Here is a 21,669-nt window from a genome sequence, read left to right on the forward strand (position 1 = left end):
TCCCCGGCACGGGGAGGATCAGAAGGTCCGCGCCTGCTCCTCGGCGCTCTCGACCGCCACCTCGAGCTGCTTCTCCTCCACCGCCTCGGCATGCGTGCGGTTCATCTCGAACCCGCCCGACAGGCCGGCCAGCGACCAGAAGCCGGTCACTCGTGTGCCATCGGTGGAGATCGTGCCCGCATAGTCCACCCCATGCGCGGCATCGCTTTCGCCGTCGTACAGCTTGGTGAAGCGCACATCCTCGCCGTCGCGGCTGCCCCGCAGCACGGCATTCAGATGCATCGTCGTATCCCCGACCGTGTTCGGTTCGCTGGTCGTGCCCGAGATCATCCCGAACAATTCCTCGATCGAAGCGATGAAGCTTACGTCCGGTTCGCCGCCCCCGAGATAGGAGAAGCGGCCGAACCAGGCTCCGGTCATGTTACGGCGCTCCTCGCTCATGCTCTGGTCTCGCTCACCCCTTCGCTTCCCGCGCCAACAGCCGGACCAGCGCGGCAGGCTTCAGCGGCGGCGCGCAAAGGAAACCCTGATAATAGTTGCAGCCCTCGGCCGCCAGCAACTCGCGTTGATCTTCGGTCTCGACGCCCTCGGCCACGACGGCAAGGCCGAGCGAGCGCGCCATTTCGATCACGCCGCGCACCACGACCCGGTCTCGCTGGCTACCCGCGATATCCTGAGCCAGGCGCTTGTCGATCTTGAGATAGTCGAGGGGGAGCGACTTGAGATAGGCCAGGCTTGAATAGCCGGTGCCGAAATCGTCGATCGCAACGCGCAGCCCGCCGGCACGCAGGGTGGCCAGCAGGGTCGCAGCCTGGCCAAGATCCTCGATCAGCCCGCTCTCGGTGACTTCGACGGTCAGCCGCTCGCGCAGCAGGCCTGCCTCGTCCACCACGCGCAGCAGCTGATCGGCAAAGCCCGGCCGCGCGATATCAGCCGCAGTCACATTCACCGCGATCCTCAGCGCCGCCGCCCGCCCCTTCCATCCGGCTGCGATCGCAATCGCGCGACGCTGCACGTGGGAGGACAGCTGGACAAGGAAGTCGGACCGCTCGGCCGCCGCGAACAGGGTGGCGGCGCCCAGCTCGCCCAGCAGCGGATGGCGCCAGCGCGCCAGCGCTTCGACGCCCACGATACGGCCGCTGATGATATCGACCTGCGGCTGGAACAGGATCCCGATCTGGTCCCGCACGAGCGCGTGGCGCAGGTCGACCTGCAGACGGCTGTCATGCGCGACCGAGCTGATCGAGCCCGGGTCGTCCATCCGGATCGGGGCGCCGTCGCCGGCCTTCACTTCCGCCAATGCTGCGCCGGCGCGCCGCAGCAATGTCGCAGCATCCTCGGCAGGACCGGCAGATTGCGCGAGCCCGATGCGCGCCGCCAGCGTCACCAGATGCTCGCCCGATACGAACGCGCGGCCGACCGCTTCCTCGATCCGCGCCGCGAGGAACATCGCCTCGTCCGGATTCACCGGCGCCGGCATGCCGATCAGATATTCGGCGCCCGCCATCCGCGCGACCATCCGGCGCCCGGGGCCGTCGGACACCAGCCGCTCGATCCGCCGCGCCACGCCCTGCAGCAGCGCATCGCCGGTCGACCGCCCATAGGCGGCGTTGACCATGTCATAGCGCGCGATTTCTAGCAGCATGGCGATGCAGCCCGTGGCTGGCCGTTCGGGGCCGTGCGCGATCTGCGCCTCGAGCCAGCGCAGTGCCGCGATGGAGTCGCCGAGCCCGGTCAGCGGATCGCGGCTCGGCAGCGGATCGCCGCGCATCCCCGCGGACAGCGTCTCGATCCGCCCGACCACGGTGCCGGCGCCTTCCTCCAGGTGCAGGTGATGCGCGATCCGCTCCGCGCCCGCGCCGTCATGCGCGAACGCGGTCGCCCGGCCGGTCGCCAGCAGCCGTCGCACCGCCTCGCGCGCCGCGCGCCGCCCGGCCGGATCGAGCCGACGCACCAATTGTCCCAGCCGTGCCTCGCCCGCTATTCCCAGCCGGGCGGCCAGCGCCGGGCTCAGCTGCACCGTACGGCGAACGGGATCGAGCCGCCAGGCTTCCGCCTCGGCCGCCATCAGGCTTGCACGATCGCCCGCGGCACGCGCGCCGCCCGCGAGCCGCTCCACCTGCCGCTGCGCCAGCCGCAGCGCACGGGGCAGCGCGCCGAGATCGGCATCGCCTGCGACGATCTGGCTGGCACCGCATTCGGCCAGTTCGTCGAACAGCGCGGGATCTTCGGCATCCGCGATCACGACCAACGCGCCACCGATCCCGTCTGCCACCGGCGCCAACGCCCGTGCAGCGGCGACCAGTTCGGCGGCATGGCCACGTCCGTCGATCAAGGCGATCGGCGCGCCGCTGGCCAGAAAGCGTCGATCGACCGCATCGGCGCGACGCGCGGCGATCGGCCGCCAGCCGGCTTCCGCAACCTCCGCCGCGATCGCCTCGCGATCGGCGAACGATAGCAGGAACAGTGCAGCATGGCCTGCCCGGGCCGCGGCAGGCGTCGATCCGGCGACAGGCAGACTGGGTCGGTTCATCGCCGCCGACCCTAGCCGCTTTGCGGCGCAGGTCGAGCCCCGCCCTTGCGGGCGACCGCCCCGCAGCCTAGCTGTGGCGCATGAACGGCCTGCCGATCCCCGCGCGCCCACTGATCGACGGTTTCGGCCGCACGATCAGCTATGTGCGGATGTCGGTCACCGATCGCTGCGATCTGCGCTGCCGATACTGCATGGCGGAAGCGATGAGCTTCCTGCCGCGCGCCGAGGTGCTGACGCTGGAGGAGATCGCCGAGATCGCCGATGCGTTCGTGGCGCGCGGCGTGCGCAAGATCCGGCTGACCGGTGGCGAACCGCTGGTTCGCCGCGGCGCGCCCGATCTGGCGCGGATGATCGGCCGCAACCTGGGTCATGGTCTCGACGAGCTGACGCTGACGACCAACGGCACCCAGCTGGCGAAGCAGGCGTCGGCGCTGTTCGATGCCGGCATCCGGCGGATCAACGTCAGTCTCGACAGCCGCGATCCCGACCGTTTCCGCCATATCACCCGCTGGGGCGATATCGGCGTGGTGATGAACGGGATCGCAGCGGCGAAGGCCGCCGGGCTTGCCATCAAGGTCAACATGGTGGCGCTGAAGGATTTCAACGACGACGAGATCGAGCCGATGCTGCGCTGGTGCGCGGCCGAAGGCTTCGGCCTGACGCTGATCGAGACGATGCCGCTCGGCGCGATCGACGAGGATCGCACCGATCGCTACCTTCCGCTCGATACGGTCAAGGCGCGGCTCGCGTCGCGCTGGACGTTGACCCCGCTCGACGAGACGAGTGGCGGCCCGGCCCGCTACTGGCGGGTGGAAGAGCTTGGCGCGAAGCTGGGCCTGATCACGCCGCTGACCCATAATTTCTGTGCGACCTGCAACCGCGTGCGCGTCACGGCGGAAGGCAAGCTGTACATGTGCCTTGGCCAGGAGGATCGCGTCGACCTGAAGGCCGCGCTGCGTTCGGGCGGGCGGCCGGCGCTGGATGCGCTGCTCGACCAGGCGATGCGCCTCAAGCCGCTGCGTCACGAGTTCGACGTCGCCGCCGCAGCGCCAGCCGTCTCGCGGCACATGAGCGTCACGGGCGGATGATCGAGCGGAAGCTGGCGCTGGTCGCATCGCCGACGCCACAGGCGCAGGAGGCGGCTGCCGAGCTGCGCCAGCGGCACGAATGGTATCCCACCGAACAGGCCGACGTCATCGTGGCACTGGGCGGCGATGGTTTTCTTCTTCAGACGCTGCACCTGATGCTGGAACGGCGCCGCATCCTGCCGATCTACGGCATGAATCTGGGAACGGTCGGCTTCCTGATGAATGAGTGGGCGGCGGACCTGCTCGAGGTTCGGATCGGGCGCGCGCGCACCTTCACCGTCTCGCCGCTCAGGATGGAAGCCGAGACGATCGATGGCGAGAAGATCGAGAGCCCCGCGATCAATGAAGTCTCGCTCCTGCGCGAGACGCGCGAGACCGCGAAGATCGAGGTTGTCGTCAACGGCCGCACGGTGCTGCCCGAACTGGTGTGCGACGGCATCCTGGTTGCGACGCCGGCCGGTTCGACCGCCTACAATTTGTCCGCGCACGGACCGATCCTGCCGCTCAATTCGGCGATGCTGGCTGTAACGCCGATCAGCCCGTTCCGCCCGCGGCGCTGGCGCGGGGCGATCCTGCCCGACCGCGCGAAGATCGCGTTCCGCGTGCTCGACCCAGTCAAGCGCCCGGTCAGCGCCGTCGCCGATCAGCGCGAGGTGCGTGACGTGATCTCGGTCGCGGTGTCGGTCGATCGCACGACGACGTTGACGCTGCTGTTCGATCCAGAACATGCGCTGGATGACCGCATCACGATGGAGCAGTTCGCGGTCTGATCACCTGCCATCAGGGCTCCAATCCATAGCGGGCGAATTCGTCTGCGATCCGCGGGCGGATCGCGATCGCCTTGTCGATATCGGATCGCCCGCGCTTCGCGTCGCCGGATCGCAACCAAGCGAGCCCGCGACCATATAAGCTGCTTTCTTCCTTCGGATCCTGGGCAAGCGCGGCGTCATAATCCGCAATGGCCTTGGTCAGGTCGCCGCGCCTGAGGTGAACCATGCCGCGGCTGTCAAGAAACGCCACCGACCGGCTGATGGCGATCGCGGCGTCGCAATCCGCCAGCGCCTTGTCCAGCTCGATATTCAGGGTTGCGCGCAGCCAGCAGGCGTCGTTGCGCGGAGTTGGATCGGCAGGCATCGCGGCAGCGCGGGCGGCATAACGAGCAAGCAGCGGTTGCGGTTCGCCGAGCACCGACAGACTATTGTCGCGCGCGATGGCGACCGCTTCCCGATCGACGTCGGCGCGGCGCGTGGCCGTGGCATAGGCCGCCACGATCGCTGCCTTCGCGGCTGTGTCTCCAGCCAGGGGCGACAGCCCCGCATCGGGCAGGTGACGGCCCGGATCAAGCCGGATCACAGCCAGCACATCGTCCAACTGCCCCTTGCCACCGCTCGAAAGATCATAGGTCAGCCGCGCGATATAGGCGTCCGATGTTGGTTCGATCGCAATTGACTTTGCAATCGCCTGACGTGCTTCTTCGGGTCGCTTCTTGATCGCCAGCATGTTGCCGTACAGCGCCAGCGCCGAAGCGTTGCCCGGCGCAGCGGTCGCGAATGCTTCCGCCCGCGCCATCGCCTCGTCGGTCCGCCGCAGTTCGTTGAGAAGCGTGACCTCGGCGATCCGCGAAGCAGTACTGTCGGGCCTGCGGGCGAGGATGATCTGATGATCGCTCAATGCGCCCTCATACCGGCCAAGGCGCGCACGCGTCGCCGCGCGATCCATATAGGCTTCCACGAACTCGGGCTGGCTTACGATCAGCCGATCCAGCAGGATCAGCGCATCTTCGTCGCGCTGCACTTCGGACAGCAGCCAGGCCTTGCCCGCCAGCGCCGGTCTGAACGTCCGGTCGATCGCCAGGGCGCCGTCATAATCATTATTGGCCTTGTCGTAGGTTCCGTTCATGCGGTGAAAGTCGCCGCGCATGGCGAGCGCGCGGGCGGAACGTTCGCCACCTGCGATCAGGCGATCGAGCCGCTTTACGGCCGCCGCCTTGCTGCCGCTTTCCCATAGCCTGCCCGCCTCGGCATAGGCGTCGCCCGCTAGGGGGCTGTCGGCAGCCGGCATGGCCCGCTCGTCTGCGGTCGCCTGATATCCGAACGGCAAATTGATGAAGGCCTGCCGCGCGAAGACGGCATTGCTCTTCTCATCGGCCGCCTTTGCATCGGCGAAGCTGATCTCGCCGGCCGCCGATCGGGTGGATGCGGTCATGTCGAAGCGCCCATCCTTCAGGCTCACCGTGCGGCGGTAATGGATGTCGGCGATCGTCTCGTCGATCGCATCAGCGCGCAGCGTGAAGGGGTTTACGGATTTCGGAAGCAGGATGGTCTGGTGGGTCATGCTATATTCGCGATCCACCACCACCGGCATCGCCCTGGATGCCGCGTCGCTCCTCTCCGGCGCCAGATCCCGCCCCAGCCGTGCCTTGTTCGCTTCATAGCGATGGCTGGCATCAGCCCCGGTCAGGTTCCAATCCATCTTGCCGCTGCCGGTGAAGCCGAGCACGAGGTCGCCCGTTCGCGGATCATCGGCCGTGGTGACCTTGTCGATCGTCACCCAGTCATGACGTTCCTGCCACATCTTGGTCAGCATCTCGTCACGCTGGCCGGGCTCGAGCAGCGAAAGCGCCGCCCGCATCGTGGCAGCCGGATCGCCGCGCAGGATGACGGTACCGTTCGCAGCGGCCGGCACCATGATGCCTTTCCGTGCATCCAGATCGAGCCGCCACTCGCTATCGGGCTCGGTGGGCGGCAGCGAAGGCAGCGCCACCAGCACGGCCTTGTCGGGGACGAGCGGCAGCGCCCATCTGAATGCAGGCAGCTCCAGGCGGGCAAGGTCGCGATCGCCTAACCGCGTCCCATCCAGCCAATAGGTCTTACCGGCGATGGCGGCCCGCACGATGACATGATCGAAGCGGGCGGGCATCGGCAGCGATTTCTCGACGCCGTCGCTCCGCTTAACCGACACGAGCGCCGGTTCGGCATCGATTCCCAGCGCGCGCAGGATCGCCACCAGCAATACCGTCTTACCCTTGCAGTCCCCGACCCGCGCTTCCCATACCGCCTCCGCAAGCTGGGGCTGATAGCCGCCCAGCCCATCGACCTTAGCGAAATAGCGAACCTGGCGCTGGACTAGATCGAGCGCCATGCCCGCGCGGTCGATCGGATCGGGCGTGGCCGCTGCAATGCGTTTAACCTCGGAATCCAGCGCGGAACCCGGCGTGATGGTTGCGGCGCGGGCATAGATCGGCGCGAGCAGGGTGGATACCGCTTGCCAATCGGCAAAGTCGCTCACCTGCACGCCGCCGATATCAATGAAGCGGGTGGGTGCGCGGGGCGGCACGACCGGCATCTTGTGATCGAGCACATCGAAGACCAGAACTTCCTGCCCGTCCGGGCGCAGATGCCGCGGCTTCGGCAGGCTTTCACCTGCGCGCCAGCGCAGGTGGCGGCTAGCCGGCCAGCTGTAGCGCAGATGCAAGCGCCCCACGGTCAGTCCGCCGATAAACAGATTCTCTGCCTCGACATGACCGTCCAGAAGAGGATTCAGGTTGTTGACGGTAAAGGCGAATTCCAGTTCGTCGCCGACCCGTAGGTCAGGCACCTGCATCACGGCAGTCAGCAGACCATCGATCTGGGCGGATTCCAGCCCGGTCTCGCGACGGATGATGGAGAATCCGGACCCGTCCTTGAGTACATCGATCGTCTTGCCGTCGCGCAGGATGGCGACCCGGTGGATCGTCGCCGTGCCGAATTGCGGCTGCCAGGGCACGATCACGGTACCGGCGGCCTGCAAAGCGGCGACGGACGACAGTTTCAGGACCTGCCGTCCGAAATAATGCGTGCCCTGCGCATCGATGCGGGTCTGAAAGTCGAGCAGACGCAGGCTGAGCCCAGCAGCATCGGGCTTGGCCGCCGGAGCCTCGACGGGAACGACCCAGCCCGGCACCGCGCCAACCGCGATCCTGTCCTCTGCCCGCGCCGAGCCCGCCACCGCGATCAGCCACAACGCCACCAGCCCCAACCAGCGATGCATCGACGCCCCCCTGCCCCACGCACAGCCTATCGGCGCGCGCGGACAAGGCAATCCGTCGAAGAGGTTAATCGATGCTGCGAAAAAAAGTGGCTCCCCGGGCCGGATTCGAACCAGCGACCATTCGATTAACAGTCGAACGCTCTACCACTGAGCTACCGGGGAACGGCCCGTTTGCGGGCGAGGCGGCTCCTTAGCATGATCCGGCGCGCTGGCAAGGGGTCCGATCCGACATGCCATGCTTGACTCGTTGAAGAGCCTCCCGCATTTCAAGATAGAACATATCGGGAACACTAATGAGGTCGGATCGAGTCGAGATCGCGGCGCTTAAGCAGCGCATCGCCCGGATCGCCGCCGTGCCGGCCCCGGATCCGCTTGCGCGCGTGACGCTTGGCAACGCTGGGATCGACATGGCCATCGGTGGGGGTCTGGCGCGAGCCGCGCTGCATGAGGTTATGGCAGCCAGCCAGGCCGATATCGCCGCAGCCACCGGCTTTACGGCTGGGCTGGCGGCACGCGCGCTCGGTGGTCGCCCGCTGCTGTGGGTGCGGCAGACGTTCGTCGATGCCGAAGCGGGATGGCTGCATGGATCGGGGCTTGCCGAACTAGGCATCGATCCCGCGCTGCTCTTGCTGGTGTGTGCACGTGATGCGCTGGCGGTGTTGCGGGCAGGCAACGATGCCGTGCGCAGCGGTGCGCTCGGCGCAGTGGTGATCGAGCCCTGGGGCATGCCGCCGCGGCTGGATCTGACGGCAAGCAGGCGGCTGGCGCTGGCGGCCGAATCGTCCGGTGTGATGACGCTGCTGCTGCGCGTCGCAGCGGAACCCAAGCCGGGTGCGGCAGCCACCCGCTGGCTGGTGGCGGCATCGCCATCCCGCCCGCGGGAAGCGAATGCACCGGGGTCACCCGCCTTCGCGGTGACGCTGGATCGATCGAAGACGGGAGGGGCCGGGCGGACCTGGGTGCTGGAGTGGGATCGTGATCGAGGCTGTTTCGACGAACGAGGATCGGCGCCGCTATCTGGCACTGTGGTGCCCTCGCCTGCCGACCGATCGTTTGCATGGCGCCGCGCGGGCTGATTCACGGCCGCTGGTGGTGGTCGATCGGGTGCGCAATGCGGTGCGCCTGGTCGCGCTCGACGCACAGGCAGCACGGTTGGGTCTGGCGATTGGCACCACGCTGGCCGATGCACGGGCGCGATATCCCGATCTCGATGTCGCCGACGCCGATCCACAGGCCGATGATCGCCTGCTGATGCGGCTTGTGGCGCGGGCCGGCCGGCTGACCCCGATGGTTGCGCCCGATCTGCCCCACGGGCTGATGCTTGATATCAGTGGCTGCGCACATCTGTTCGGGGGAGAGGACGGGCTACATGCCGAAGCGCTGGCGCTGGCCATGCGTCACGGACTGTCCGCACGCGCGACCATTGCCGATACGCCCGATATGGCGCGTGCGCTCTGCCGCTTCGCACGGGTCGCGATCGTGCCACCCGGCGGTGGTGCGGCCCGTGTGCGTCCGCTTCCGGTCGCTGCGCTCGGCACCGCGCCTGATGTCGTCACCGCGCTGTCGCGCGCCGGGCTCAAGACGATCGGCGATCTGGCGGATCGGCCCTTGCGTGCGCTGGTGGCGCGTTTCGGTGCGGATCTGGCGACACGGCTGGCGCGCATCCTGGGGGAAGAGGATGCCCGGATCACGCCGCTGCGTGCGCAGCCCCCGGTACGTATCGTCCGCCGCTTTGCCGAACCGATCGGCCATGCCGATGCGATCGAGGCCACGATCGCGGATCTGACAGGGGAAGCTGCGCAGCTGCTGGTGGAACAGGGGCTGGGTGGGCGCGGCTTCCTGCTCGATCTCTTCCGTAGCGATGGCGCGGTGCGCCGTCTGGCCGTAGAAAGTAGCCGCGCGCTGCGCGATCCTTCAGCGGTCATGCGGCTGTTCCGCGAACGGATCGATACGTTGGCCGATCCGATCGATCCCGGCTTCGGCTTCGATCTGGTCGCTCTGGCCGTCACTCGCACCGAACCGCTGGATGCCGCACAACCGAACCTTGATGGTCGCGCCTGTGACGAAGAGGCGCTGGCCGCGCTCGTCGATCGGCTGGGTGTGCGGTTCGGCCGCGATCATGTGCTGCGTTTCGTTGCACGCGATACGCATGATCCCGATCGGGAAGCGGGTCTTTCACTCGCCGCATGCGGGCCGGGCGATCTCGGCTGGCCAGCAGCTTGCGCAGGCGATCCTCCTGCTCGCCCGATCCATCTGTTCGAACCGCCCCAGCCGATCGAGACCATGGCCGAAGTGCCCGATGCGCCGCCGATGCGCTTCACCTGGCGGCGGGTGCAGCACCGCGTCACCTGGTCCGAAGGGCCGGAGCGGATCGAGCCGGACTGGTGGCAGCATGCCGATCAGGAGCCTGCCCCGCCGCGTGACTATTACAGGGTAGAGGACGAGGCCGGCCGTCGTTTCTGGATCTATCGTGAGGGCCGCTTTGGCGCTGCGCGACCACCATCCTGGTACCTGCACGGCCTGTTCGCATGACCGCCTATGCCGAACTGGTCGCGGCCACCGGATTCTCGTTCCTGCGCGGCGCATCCCTGCCCAAGGAGATGGTCGCGGCAGCCCTGCTGATGGGCCATGACGGCATTGGCATCGCCGATCGCAATACCGTCTCTGGCGTCGTCCGCGCCTGGGCAGCATTGCGCGAGATGCGCAGGACCGGCGCGTTGCTTCCCGATCGGATCCGCGAAGGCGACGGGCCCGGCGTCGTTCATTGGCTGGAACGCGCCTTTCCCACAATCGCGGGCGAGCATCTGGTTGCGCCGGATGCCGATTCGGTGCGCGCCGCCGCGACTCGTTTCAAGCTGATCACGGGCGCGCGGCTCGTGTTCGCCGATGGCACGCCCGATATTGTGGCCCACCCCGCCAACCGCGCCGGCTGGGGCCGGCTCACCAAGCTGCTCACGCTTGGCAATCGCCGATCGATCAAGGGCCTGTGCGAACTGCATCTGGCCGATTTGCTGGCCGATGCGCAGGATCTTCTTCTGATCCTCATGCCTCCCCGCCGTGCCGAAGGGATCGAATCGGCAGCTGCCCGGCTGGCCGAAGCGGCTCCCGGATCGGCATGGATCGCGGCCACCATGCACCGCCGCGGCGATGATCGCCGCCGCCTCGCCCGGCTGCAGCGGACCGCGGATACCATAGGCCTGCCGCTGATCGCCACCAACGATGCGCTCTATGCCGATCCCGGCCAGCGCGATCTGCAGGATGTGATGACCTGTATACGCGAAGGCGTGACGATCGATCGCGCCGGCCGGCGGCTGCAGGCCAATGCCGAACGCCATCTGAAGTTCGCTATCGAGATGGAGCGGCTGTTTGCTGATGCGCCCCACGCCCTGGAGGCGGCTCGTGAACTGCGTGAGCGCGTCGATTTCGATCTCGATCAGCTGCGCTACCAATATCCCGACGAACCCGTCCCCCCCGGCTGGACCCCGCAGGCCTATCTCGAACATAGCGCCTGGGCCGCGGCGTCAGCACGCTATCCCGCCGGCATTCCCGCCAAGGTCGAAAGACAGATTGCCGAGGAACTCGAGCTGATCGAGGAACGCGATTATGCGCGCTACTTCCTGACCATCAAGGACATCGTCCAGTTCGCCGAGCGCAGAGGCATCCTATGCCAGGGCCGCGGGTCGGCCGCGAACTCCGCGGTCTGCTTCGTGCTCGGCATCACCGCGGTCGATCCGGCCGAGAATGACCTGCTGTTCGCGCGATTCGTCTCGGCCGAACGCAACGAGCCGCCCGATATCGACGTCGATTTCGAACATGAGCGGCGCGAGGAGGTGATCCAGCACATCTATGATCGCTACGGCCGCGATCGGGCCGCGATCGCGGCGACCGTCATCCATTATCGGCCGCGCTCGGCGATCCGCGACGTGGGCAAGGTGCTGGGGCTGAGCGAGGACATCACCGCCCGGCTCTCCAGCCTGCAATGGGGCAGCTGGGGCACCGATATTCCGCACCATCTGGTCGCCCGCGCCGGGCTGGACGCGAACAATCCCGTGATCGCGCGTGCGGTGGCGCTGGCGGAGCGGCTGCTGACCTTTCCACGCCACCTGTCGCAGCATGTCGGCGGCTTCGTGCTGACCCGCGGTCGGCTGGACGAGATCGTGCCGATCGGCAACGGTGCCATGCCCGATCGCACCTTCCTGGAATGGGACAAGGACGATATCGACGCGCTGGGGCTGATGAAGGTCGATATCCTGGCGCTCGGCATGCTGACGTGCATTCGCAAGGCGTTCGACCTGATCGCGCTGGCCGATGGCACCGATCCGCTCCAGCTGCACGAGATCCCGCAAGACGATCCGGTCGTCTACGACATGCTGAGCCGCGGCGATTCGCTGGGCGTGTTCCAGGTAGAAAGCCGAGCGCAGATGAACATGCTGCCCCGGCTCAAGCCGCGCCGGCTCTACGATCTTGTCATTCAGGTCGCGATCGTGCGGCCGGGGCCGATCCAGGGCGACATGGTCCACCCCTATCTGCGCCGCCGCGCCGGTCTGGAGCCGGTGATCTATCCGACGCCAAGTCCGGAGCATCCGCAGGACGAGCTGGAACAGGTGCTGGGCAAGACGCTTGGCGTGCCGCTGTTCCAGGAACAGGCGATGCGCGTCGCGATCGTGGCGGCCAAGTTCACGCCGGAACAGGCCAACCAGCTACGCAAGGCGATGGCCACTTTCCGCCATGTGGGCACGATCGGCCAGCTTGAGCAGCTGTTCGTGGGCAACATGATCGGGCGAGGCTACGTTCCCGAATTCGCGCAACGCTGCTTCGATCAGATCAAGGGGTTCGGCAGCTACGGCTTTCCCGAAAGCCATGCCGCCTCGTTCGCCAAGCTCGTCTACATCTCGTCCTGGATCAAATGCCACCACCCGGCCGCCTTCGCCTGCGCGCTGCTGAACGCCCAGCCGATGGGCTTCTATGCGCCCGCACAGATCGTGCGCGACGCCGCCGAGCATGATGTCGAAATCCGCCCGATCGACATCAACCACAGCGATTGGGACAATAGCCTTGAACGGCGCGACGATGGCGCGTTGGCGGTACGGCTGGGATTTCGACAGATCGATGGTCTGCACCAGGCCGATGCGCAGCGGCTGGTGGCGGGGCGCGGTGCGGGCTACGCATCGGTAGAGGTTCTGGCGGCACGCGCACGATTGAACGCCCGGGCGATGCGGCTGCTGGCCGATGCCGACGCGTTCCGATCGATCGGCTCGGACCGCCGGGCCGCGCTCTGGGCGGTTCGCCGGCTGCCGGGCGATGATCCGCTGCCGCTGTTCGCCGCCGCCGATGCGCGCGAGCTCGGCGCCGATGTCTCGGTCGAGCTGCCAGAAATGCCGCTGCCCGAACAGATCGCCACCGATTACCAGACCACCAGGCTTTCCTTGAAAGGCCATCCGATGGGCATGCTGCGCGGTCTGTTCGCGGCCGAAGGCGTGCTGAGCAGTGCGCAGGCCAATGCACTGAAGGATGGCCGCCGCGCGCGCGTAGCCGGCGTGGTGCTGGTCCGCCAGCGGCCGGGCAACGGCAAGGCGATCTTCGTCACGCTGGAAGACGAGACCGGCATCACCAACGTCATCATGTGGGCGCGCACCTTCGAGACGTTCCGTGCGGAGGTGATGGGATCACGGCTGATGCTGGTCGAAGGGCAGATCCAGAAGAGCCCGGAAGGCGTGATCCATCTGATGGTCGATCGGGTGATCGATCGGTCGGCCGAGCTGTCGCGCCTGTCCGACGATCGCATCGCCGAAGTGCCGCTGTGCCGCGCCGATATCGGCCTCAATCCCCAGCCCCCGCCCCGCGGCTGGCACCCGCGCGACGTCCGCGTGCTGCCGAAATCACGCGATTTTCATTGAAGGCGTCGGTCCCGTTTCCGCAAAGGTCAGACTAATCGTCGCGCCATTCGCGTTCCTGCTTGCGGCGGCGCTTCTCTTCGCGGCGGCGTTCCTTCGCCTCCCGCGCTTCCTGCTTGCGCAGCTTGCGGCCGCGGTTGCGATCGGCTTCGTCCTGGCTGGTCGTCGCCCAGTCCACGCCCTGGCCGACCGCACGCACCGGAAGCGTGACGACATCGACCGCGGTCGATACGCATCCCGACAGCAGTCCCGCCGCCACCATGGCCAAGATGATACGCATTCGCCCTACTCCGCAACCCGCGCCACCGTCGCGATGATCGCAGCTGCCGTCAACGCCGTTGGCGCCGTGCGATCAGATCGGATGCGATCAGTGCCGCCAGTGACAGGATGACCGACAGGATCGACAGCGTCACCACCATCGTCTCGCCGCCCGGCCGCTGCAGCGCGGCGTGGATCGCCAGCGGCAGCGTCTCGGTCGATCCCGGCACGCTGGCCACGAAGGTAATTGTCGCCCCGAATTCGCCCAGCGCGCGTGCGAACGACAGCACTGCCGCCGCAATCAGCCCCGGCATGCTCAATGGCAGCGTGATCCGTAGTATACGTTGCAGCCGTGATGCGCCCAGCAACCGCGCGCTTTCATCCACCTCGACATCGATCGCCTCGATCGCCAGCCGGATCGCGCGCACCGCCAGCGGCAGTGCCATCACCGCCGCCGCGATCGCAGCCCCGATCCAGGAAAAGACCAGCGGCGGCGCGCCGATCGCTGCCAGCAGCGCCCCGCCCGGCCCGGCCGGGGCGAACAGCAGCAACAGCAACCAACCCACCACCACCGGCGGCACCACCAGCGGCAGATGCACCAGCGCATCGACGATCAGCTTGCCCGGAAAGCGATGCCGCGCCAGCGCATAACCGATCCCCCAGGCTATCGGCAGCAGCAGCAGCGTCGCGGCCAGCGCCACCTTCAGGCTCAAGGCGACGATGCCCCATTCGACAGCGGTCAGCAGCATCAGCGCGGTGGCAGGAAGCCGGCGCGGATGAAATGGCGCTGCCCCGCCGCCGACCGCAGCCAAGCGCCGAACGCCGCCCCTTGCCGGTTCCGCGCGGCGACCGGCACCGCCATCACATAACGGATCGGTGGGTGCAGCGCGCCGGGCACGACGCCTGCCACCCGAACGCCGGGCTCGACCCGGGCGTCGGTCGCATAGACGATGCCTGCCGCTGCGGTGCCCCGCGCGACCTGCAGCAGGGCGGCGCGCACATTCTCCGCCCCCGCCACGCGCGGCGCGATCGCCGTCCACACGCCCGCCTTTTCCAGCGCCGCCTTCGCATAGCGCCCGGCGGGCACCGAGGCCGGATCGGCGAGCGCCAGCCGCCCGCCGCCGAGCCGCGCCGGCAGATCACGCAGCCGCCCGATCGGCCGCGGATCGGTGGCGGGGACGACCAGCACCAGCCGGTTCGCCAGCAGCACGGCCCGGCTGCCACGCCGCAACAGACCCTTGGCCAGCAGCGTATCGGCCCACGCCTCGTCCGCCGACAGGAACAAGTCGGCCGGCGATCCGGCCTCGATCTGGCGAGCGAGCGCAGGCGTGCCGGCAAAGGCGATGCGGGGGCGTTCGTGCCCCGCCGCCGCCCAGGCGTCCGCCGCGGCGTCGAGCGACTCCTGCAGGCTGGCCGCCGCCAGCACGATCGGCGGCGCCGCCACCGCCGGCGCGACGGCAAACAGCATCGCCAGGGCAATCAGAATGCGCATCGCGGACTCCACACGTGATATCCGGCGATATACGACGGCTTCAGCTCGCGCCAGTGGGCCGGATCAGGCTGCGATATGACGCCCGAGCGCCAGCAGATCGGATCGTGCAGCGACGGCTTCGAGCTCGGCTTCGAGCCGGCGATAGCGGTCGAGCACGTCGCGGCCCAAAGCGGAAAGTCGCGCGCCGCCCCCGCGGCTGCCGCCCGCCGCGGTCTCCACCAGCGGCGCAGGCCATGCCCGGTTCATGGCATCGACCAGCAACCAGGCCCGGCGATAACTCATGCCCATGGCGCGGGCACCGGCCGAAATCGATCCATGCGCGACGATCGCCTCGAGCAGCGCCGCCTTGCCCGGACCGATCGCGATCTCGCCGCCCAGATGCACGCGCAGCCGCAGCGACGCGTGCGGTTCCTGCTGCGTCAGATCTGGCCGTGACAATGCTTGTACTTGCGGCCGGATCCGCACGGGCACGGCGCATTGCGGCTCACCTGTCCGGCCCACTGCGTGGGATCGTCGCCCATCTCGGCCGGCATGTCGGGCTGAACCATCTGGAACGGCGCGATCCGGGTGGTCACCAGCCCGAGTGTGCCGGCATCCAGATCCAACGTATCATCCTCGCCGGTCAGCGGATCGAAGTGGCTGGTGAAGATGTCGGGCATTTGCGGCAGGTCGGGCGTTGCCTGGAACTGGGCATGTGCCAGCATCCGCGTCACGTCCTCGCGGATCGCGACCAGCATCCGCTCGAACAGCGCAAAGGCTTCCTGCTTATATTCGTTGATCGGCGTCTTCTGCGCATAGGCGCGCAGGTGGATGACCGCGCGCAGCGCGTCGAGCGTCGCCAGATGCTCCTTCCAGTGGTGATCCAGCGATTGCAGCAGGATGTTCTTTTCCACGGCATGCCACCGCGCCTCGTCCAGCATCGCCGATTTCTCGGCGATTGCGGCATCGGCGGCGGCCTGGATGCGCTCGGCGAACATCTCCGGCTCGACCGCGTCCTCGTTCAGCCAGTCATCGAACGGCAGCTCCAGCCCCAGCAGTTCCTGGGTCCGCGCCTTCATGCCCGAAATGTCCCACTGCTCCTGATAGCTGTTAGGCGGGCAGCTGTCGGCGACGATCGCGTTGACCGTCTCGGCGCGCATGTCGATCACGACGTCGTCGACGGTATCGGCATCCATGATGTCGGCGCGCTGTTCGTACACAACCTTGCGCTGATCGTTCATCACGTCGTCATACTCGACGACCTGCTTGCGGATATCGTAGTTGCGCGCCTCGACCTTCTTCTGCGCGGTCTCGATCGCCTTGGAAATCCAGGGGCTGACGATCGCCTCGCCATCCTCGAGATTCTTGTTCATCATCTTCGCGAACATCGTCTGCGGGCCGAAGATACGCAGCAGATCGTCGTCCAGCGAAAGATAGAAGCGCGACAGGCCGGGATCGCCCTGCCGGCCCGAACGGCCGCGCAGCTGATTGTCGATGCGTCGGCTCTCATGGCGCTCGGTGCCCAGCACGAACAGGCCACCGGCATCCAGCACGCGCTGTTTCTCTTCCGAGATCTCGGCCTTGATCCGCTCGATCGCTGCGTCACGGTCCGGACCCTCGGGCACGGCCGACAGTTCGTCCTCCACCCGAAATTCGAGGTTGCCGCCGAGCTGGATGTCGGTGCCGCGGCCGGCCATGTTGGTGGCGATAGTGACCGCGCCCAGCCGGCCGGCCTGCGCTACGATATGCGCTTCCTGCTCGTGATAGCGGGCATTCAGCACCTTGTGCGGCACGCCTTCTTTCTTGAGATATTCGGACAGCAGCTCCGATTTCTCGATCGAGACCGTACCGACCAGCACCGGCTGGCCGCTGGCCGCCGCATCACGGATCGCGGTGGTGATCGCCGCGAACTTGTCGGTCATGTTCTTGTAGAATTCGTCGTCCTGGTCGATCCGCTTGACCGGCACGTTGGTCGGGATCGAGACGACGTTCATCTTGTAGATCTGGAAGAATTCGGGCGCTTCGGTGGCGGCCGTGCCCGTCATGCCGCCAAGCTTGGGATACATGCGGAAATAGTTCTGGAAGGTCACAGAAGCCAGAGTCTGGTTCTCCGGCTCGATGTTGACGCCTTCCTTGGCCTCAACCGCCTGGTGCAGGCCATCCGACCAGCGCCGCCCGTCCATCATCCGGCCGGTGAACTCGTCGATGATGACGACTTTGCCGTCCTTCACGATATAGTCGGTATCGCGCTTGAAAACGACGTTCGCGCGCAGCGCCTGGTTCAGGTGGTGGACGACCTGGGTATTCTCGAAGTCATAGAGATTGCCGCCCTCCAGCAGGCCGGCGGTCTCCAGCATCCGCTCCACCTTCTCGGTGCCATCCTCGGTCAGGATCACCGAGCGCTGCTTTTCGTCCAGCTCATAGTCCTCGGCGGCGATCTGCTTCACGATCGCATCGACCTGCATGTAGAGCTCGGACTTGTCGTCGGTCGGGCCGGAAATGATCAGCGGGGTCCGCGCCTCGTCGATCAGCACCGAGTCGACCTCGTCGACCACTGCATAATTGAAGGGTCGATGCACCATCATCGACCGCTCATATTTCATGTTGTCGCGCAGATAGTCGAAGCCGAATTCATTGTTGGTGCCGTAGGTGATGTCGGAGGCATAGGCATCTCGACGCTGCCCGTCGGACAGGTTGGGCACGATCACCCCCACCGTCAGCCCCAGGAAGCGATAGACCTGCCCCATCCAGTCGGCATCGCGCCGCGCCAGATAGTCGTTGACCGTCACGACATGCACGCCGTCGCCCGGCAGCGCGTTCAGATAGACGGCCAGCGTGGCGACCAGCGTCTTGCCCTCACCGGTGCGCATCTCGGCGATCTCGCCGCGGTGGAGCACGATGCCGCCCACCATCTGCACGTCGAAATGGCGCATGCCCAGCACCCGGCGCGATGCCTCGCGAACGGTGGCGAAGGCTTCGGGCAGCAATTCGTCCAGTGTTCCGCCATCGGCCAGCCGCTGGCGGAACAGCGCGGTCTGGCCGCGCAACTGATCGTCCGACAGAGCCTGCAGCTGCGGTTCGAGATCGGCGATCTGGCGCACGATCGGGTTGAGCGACTTCACATAGCGGTCGTTGGACGACCCGAAGATGGCCTTGGCAATGCCGCCGAGCATGGACGTTCCTTGGATAAGCGCAGGTGCGCGCGCCCGAAGGCACGCCCGGAATGATCGTGCGCGAGATAGGTGCCCGTCGCGGGCACGTCAATTCGCGGGCTAGCGCCGGGCCTTCTGGGCGGGCGTGTCACCGGTCTTGGCAAGAGACACGGTGAAGATAAGCGACTCGCCAATAATGCTTGGGTCGATCGGCATTGGCGATCGCCCGGCTGCGAGCATTGCAGGGCAGACGTCGGACGCTGAGCCGGGGAGGCCTGAGTAGGCTTGCACAGTGCAATCTTTCATCTTCAAGTCTTCACCGACCGTGAACTGGATGCTCACTGAAAACGGCCGTGAGAGTCTATCAGGAAGAAAAGGTTGCTCGTCGGAGTTGGCTGCTTGCGGAATCTCCCATCGCACGCGTCGAGTTGTCGTCGAGCTGACCGCATTGCCCCGCTGATCGCGCGCCGGGCGATAGCGTCCACGCGCCTTTAGCAGTTCGCACGCTGTGACATCGAGCACCGCCGAACCGCTCGATCCCAGAATTTCGCACCGGTTCACGCGGCCGTCCGGGTCGATCGTGTAAGAGACATGGGTGGTACCGGCCTGGCCCTGCTGGATCGCCAGCTTTGGGTAATCCTCGGAGGTGATCCATTCGGCTTGGGGCGTGATCGATTCTGCCGGAATCGTGAAACCGGCGGCTTCGCTCGGCGCCATCAACAAGATCGCGATCGGCAATATCATTTTCCGCCCCCCTGCCCGGATCGAATGCTGGCGAAGCACCCGGGCCGGATCAAGCGAGATGTTACGGGCTTCATAAGCAGAGAGCGAACCCCTATGCCCCGCGCCATGACCCGCTCTCCCCTCGCCACACCCTTTCCCGCCCTGCCCGCCATCGCCGGCGTTCGTGCCGCGGTCGCGCGTGCGCGCTACAAGACATGGGACCGGTGCGATCTGACCTATGTCGCTCTCGAGGAAGGGACCGCCGTCGCCGGCGTTACGACGCAGAGCCGCTGCCCTTCGCCGGAGGTGGAATGGTGCCGGGCCGCATTGCCGCTGGGCCGGGCGCGTGCGCTGGTCGTCAACGCCGGCAACTCCAACGCCTTTACCGGCCATCGCGGACGGTCCGCTGTGGAGGCGATCGCCGCCCGCGTCGCCACCGCGACTGGTTGCCAGCCATCGGATATCTTCGTCGCATCGACCGGTGTGATCGGGGTGCCGCTGCCGATCGACCGGGCCGAGGCCGGGATCGACGCCGCGCTGGTCGCTCCTGCCGCCGGTTGGGAGGACGTGGCGAACGCGATCGCCACCACCGACACCTTTCCCAAAGGCGCGGTCACTCGCGTGGTGATCGGCGGCAGCACCGTCACGCTGGTCGGCGTGATCAAGGGATCGGGGATGATCGCGCCGGACATGGCGACGATGCTGGGCTTCATCTTCACCGATGCCGCGGTCGAGCCCGCCTTCCTGCAGACGATGCTGGAGGCCGCCAATCGCGCCACTTTCTCCTGCATAACGGTCGATGGCGATACTTCGACTTCGGACACCGTGCTCGCTTTCGCCACCGGCCGTGCCGGCCATGCGCCGCTGACCGGCTTCGATAACGCCGGGGCCGATGCCTTCCAGGCAGCGCTCACCGATCTCTGTCGGCAGCTGGCGCATCTGGTCGTGCGCGACGGCGAAGGCGCGTCGAAATTCATCCGGATCGACGTGGAAGGCGCGGAAAGCGATGCCAGCGCGCGGCGGATCGGCCTGTCGATCGCCAACTCGCCGCTCGTGAAGACTGCGATCGCCGGCGAGGATGCGAACTGGGGCCGGGTGGTGATGGCCGTCGGCAAGGCCGGCGAGCCCGCGGACCGCGATCGGCTGGCGATCCGCTTCGGCAACACGATCGTCGCGCGTGATGGGCTGGCGGTTGCGGATTATGACGAAACCCCGGTTGCCGCCCACCTGAAGGGCAGCGAGATCGAAATTGGCGTTTCGCTCGGCATCGGCGAGGGCAGCGCGACTGTCTGGACGTGCGACCTCACCCACGGCTACATCTCGATCAACGCCGACTATCGCAGCTGATCGGCGCGGGAGAGGCCACACCGACCGGAGACCGCGCTTGGCCCAGACCCTGAAGGAACGGCTCGTCCGCAAGCTGAGCCCGCACCTGAAATCGCGGATCCGCGCACGCCTGCATCAGTTCGGCCTGCTCACCCCGCGCCGCGCGGAGCGGCTGATCCTGTCCGCCGTGGCGCTGGATGGCGCGCGCACCTTCCTGCAGATCGGCGTCAACGACGGCCAATATGCCGATCCGCTGAACCTGGCGGTCCATCGCGGCTACCTGACCGGCGCGCTGGTGGAGCCCCAGCCGGTCTTCTTCCGAGCAATGCAGCAAACCTATCGCGGCATCGCAGGCATGGACTATATCAACAAGGCGATCTCGGATCAGGCGGGCACGCTGCCCTTCTATGCGTTCGATCCGGCCGATCCCGTCATTCCCGCCTGGGCGCACGGATCGGCCAGCCTCGACCGCGCGCAGCTGATGCGGTTCGCCGATCGCATTCCCGATGTTGATCGTCGGATCGTCGAGATCCCGGTCGAGCTTGTCACGGTCGATCAACTGCTGCGCGAGACCCGCCATGCCAACCCGGACATCCTGGTGGTGGATGCCGAGGGCCACGACGCCCGCATCCTGCGCCAGTTCGACCTGACCACGTTTCGGCCGAAGCTGATCCTCTACGAGGAGGAATCGATGTCGCCGGACGATGCATCAGACATCCGCAAGCGCTTCACCGACGCCGGCTACGAGCTTCGGGCGATGGGTCAGGACAGCGCCGCGATCCGCGGCGACACGCAGCTCGCGAAAGCGCCGGCCCCCTGATCCAGGTGCCGGCGCCCTGGGCTTGGATGCCTTAGAGGGCGCCTTCCAGCCACCCCTTGAGCTGGCTCTTCGGTGCTGCGCCGACCTTGGTCTCGACCGGCGCGCCATCCTTGAACAGGATCATCGTCGGAATGCCGCGCACGCCATATTTGGCGGGCGAATCCGGGTTCTCGTCGATGTTCAGCTTGGCGATCGTCACCTTTTCGCCAAGCTCGTCCGAAAGCTCTTCCAGCGCCGGGCCGATCATCTTGCACGGCCCGCACCATTCGGCCCAGAAATCGACCAGGACCGGGCCGGAAGCGGACAGCACATCGCTCTGGAACGAGCCGTCGGTGATCGTCTTGGTGGCCATGGTCGAAACTCCTTTGGGTTGAC

At 66.9% G+C, this 21,669-nt stretch carries 17 protein-coding genes and 1 tRNA gene; 7 read left to right on the top strand and 11 right to left on the bottom strand.

Features of this window, described 5'->3' with window-relative positions:
• Window positions 1-18 precede the first annotated feature (18 nt).
• Together ABC347_RS04910 and ABC347_RS04915 are read right to left on the bottom strand one after the other, a co-directional pair.
• Window positions 19-420: a hypothetical protein gene (locus ABC347_RS04910; protein WP_413244621.1), complete on the bottom strand. Its 402-nt coding sequence runs from the start codon at window positions 418-420 to the stop codon at window positions 19-21.
• A 34-nt stretch (window positions 421-454) separates the two neighbouring features.
• A complete protein-coding gene (locus ABC347_RS04915) occupies window positions 455-2,533 on the bottom strand; it encodes a putative bifunctional diguanylate cyclase/phosphodiesterase (protein WP_413244622.1) in 2,079 nt (692 codons plus the stop codon).
• An 80-nt stretch (window positions 2,534-2,613) separates the two neighbouring features.
• On the opposite strand from ABC347_RS04915, the gene moaA reads away from it, so the two are divergent.
• The gene (gene moaA, locus ABC347_RS04920) at window positions 2,614-3,621 is read left to right on the top strand and encodes a GTP 3',8-cyclase MoaA (protein WP_413244623.1); all 1,008 of its coding nucleotides are present in this window, start codon (window positions 2,614-2,616) and stop codon (window positions 3,619-3,621) included.
• Window positions 3,618-4,391, top strand: a complete 774-nt coding sequence (locus ABC347_RS04925; protein ID WP_413244624.1) for an NAD kinase — start codon at window positions 3,618-3,620, stop codon at window positions 4,389-4,391. Before moaA ends, ABC347_RS04925 begins: the two co-directional genes overlap by 4 nt.
• A 10-nt stretch (window positions 4,392-4,401) precedes the next feature.
• Here the strand turns inward: ABC347_RS04925 and ABC347_RS04930 are convergent, their stop codons facing one another.
• On the bottom strand, window positions 4,402-7,650 hold the full coding sequence (locus ABC347_RS04930) for a DUF3857 domain-containing protein (protein WP_413244625.1): 3,249 nt from the start codon (window positions 7,648-7,650) through the stop codon (window positions 4,402-4,404).
• A gap of 87 nt (window positions 7,651-7,737) precedes the next feature.
• Window positions 7,738-7,812: transfer RNA gene (locus tag ABC347_RS04935), tRNA-Asn, on the bottom strand.
• 131 nt (window positions 7,813-7,943) lie between these two features.
• Between ABC347_RS04935 and ABC347_RS04940 the strand changes: the two genes are divergently transcribed.
• The 3 genes from ABC347_RS04940 to ABC347_RS04950 are packed head-to-tail and all read left to right on the top strand — an operon-like array spanning window position 7,944 to window position 13,547.
• On the top strand, window positions 7,944-8,726 hold the full coding sequence (locus ABC347_RS04940) for an ImuA family protein (RefSeq protein WP_413244626.1): 783 nt from the start codon (window positions 7,944-7,946) through the stop codon (window positions 8,724-8,726).
• Complete coding sequence (locus ABC347_RS04945; RefSeq protein WP_413244627.1) at window positions 8,626-10,182, top strand: Y-family DNA polymerase; 1,557 nt, start codon at window positions 8,626-8,628, stop codon at window positions 10,180-10,182. The genes ABC347_RS04940 and ABC347_RS04945 overlap by 101 nt, the downstream gene beginning before the upstream one ends.
• Window positions 10,179-13,547 carry an error-prone DNA polymerase gene (locus ABC347_RS04950; RefSeq protein WP_413244628.1) on the top strand — a complete coding sequence of 1,123 codons (3,369 nt, stop codon included), beginning with the start codon at window positions 10,179-10,181 and terminating at the stop codon, window positions 13,545-13,547. Before ABC347_RS04945 ends, ABC347_RS04950 begins: the two co-directional genes overlap by 4 nt.
• Before the next feature lie 31 nt (window positions 13,548-13,578).
• On the opposite strand, the gene ABC347_RS04955 is transcribed toward ABC347_RS04950, so the two are convergent.
• The 6 genes from ABC347_RS04955 to ABC347_RS04980 all read right to left on the bottom strand — a co-directional run bounded on the left by ABC347_RS04955 (window position 13,579) and on the right by ABC347_RS04980 (window position 19,169).
• Window positions 13,579-13,824: a hypothetical protein gene (locus tag ABC347_RS04955; protein WP_413244629.1), complete on the bottom strand. Its 246-nt coding sequence runs from the start codon at window positions 13,822-13,824 to the stop codon at window positions 13,579-13,581.
• A 49-nt stretch (window positions 13,825-13,873) separates the two neighbouring features.
• Window positions 13,874-14,551, bottom strand: a complete 678-nt coding sequence (gene modB, locus ABC347_RS04960; protein ID WP_413244630.1) for a molybdate ABC transporter permease subunit — start codon at window positions 14,549-14,551, stop codon at window positions 13,874-13,876.
• On the bottom strand, window positions 14,551-15,294 hold the full coding sequence (gene modA, locus ABC347_RS04965) for a molybdate ABC transporter substrate-binding protein (protein ID WP_413244631.1): 744 nt from the start codon (window positions 15,292-15,294) through the stop codon (window positions 14,551-14,553). Before modA ends, modB begins: the two co-directional genes overlap by 1 nt.
• 63 nt (window positions 15,295-15,357) lie before the next feature.
• Window positions 15,358-15,732 carry a winged helix-turn-helix domain-containing protein gene (locus ABC347_RS04970; protein ID WP_413244632.1) on the bottom strand — a complete coding sequence of 125 codons (375 nt, stop codon included), beginning with the start codon at window positions 15,730-15,732 and terminating at the stop codon, window positions 15,358-15,360.
• Complete coding sequence (gene secA, locus ABC347_RS04975; protein ID WP_413244633.1) at window positions 15,714-18,446, bottom strand: preprotein translocase subunit SecA; 2,733 nt, start codon at window positions 18,444-18,446, stop codon at window positions 15,714-15,716. The genes ABC347_RS04970 and secA overlap by 19 nt, the downstream gene beginning before the upstream one ends.
• Window positions 18,447-18,545: 99 nt before the next feature.
• Window positions 18,546-19,169, bottom strand: coding sequence for an energy transducer TonB (locus ABC347_RS04980; protein WP_413244634.1), 624 nt, complete (start codon window positions 19,167-19,169; stop codon window positions 18,546-18,548).
• 105 nt (window positions 19,170-19,274) lie between these two features.
• Here ABC347_RS04980 and argJ point away from each other — a divergent pair, with 105 nt between their 5' ends.
• Together argJ and ABC347_RS04990 are read left to right on the top strand one after the other, a co-directional pair.
• Window positions 19,275-20,495, top strand: coding sequence for a bifunctional glutamate N-acetyltransferase/amino-acid acetyltransferase ArgJ (argJ, locus tag ABC347_RS04985; RefSeq protein WP_413244635.1), 1,221 nt, complete (start codon window positions 19,275-19,277; stop codon window positions 20,493-20,495).
• 37 nt (window positions 20,496-20,532) lie between these two features.
• Window positions 20,533-21,294 carry an FkbM family methyltransferase gene (locus ABC347_RS04990; protein ID WP_413244636.1) on the top strand — a complete coding sequence of 254 codons (762 nt, stop codon included), beginning with the start codon at window positions 20,533-20,535 and terminating at the stop codon, window positions 21,292-21,294.
• A gap of 31 nt (window positions 21,295-21,325) precedes the next feature.
• Here ABC347_RS04990 and trxA read toward each other — a convergent pair whose 3' ends face one another.
• A complete protein-coding gene (trxA, locus tag ABC347_RS04995; RefSeq protein ID WP_413244637.1) occupies window positions 21,326-21,646 on the bottom strand; it encodes a thioredoxin TrxA in 321 nt (106 codons plus the stop codon).
• Window positions 21,647-21,669 lie beyond the last annotated feature (23 nt).

This window comes from Sphingomonas canaveralia, from assembly GCF_047238125.1.
In the GTDB taxonomy this organism is placed as follows: domain Bacteria; phylum Pseudomonadota; class Alphaproteobacteria; order Sphingomonadales; family Sphingomonadaceae; genus JBDFMH01.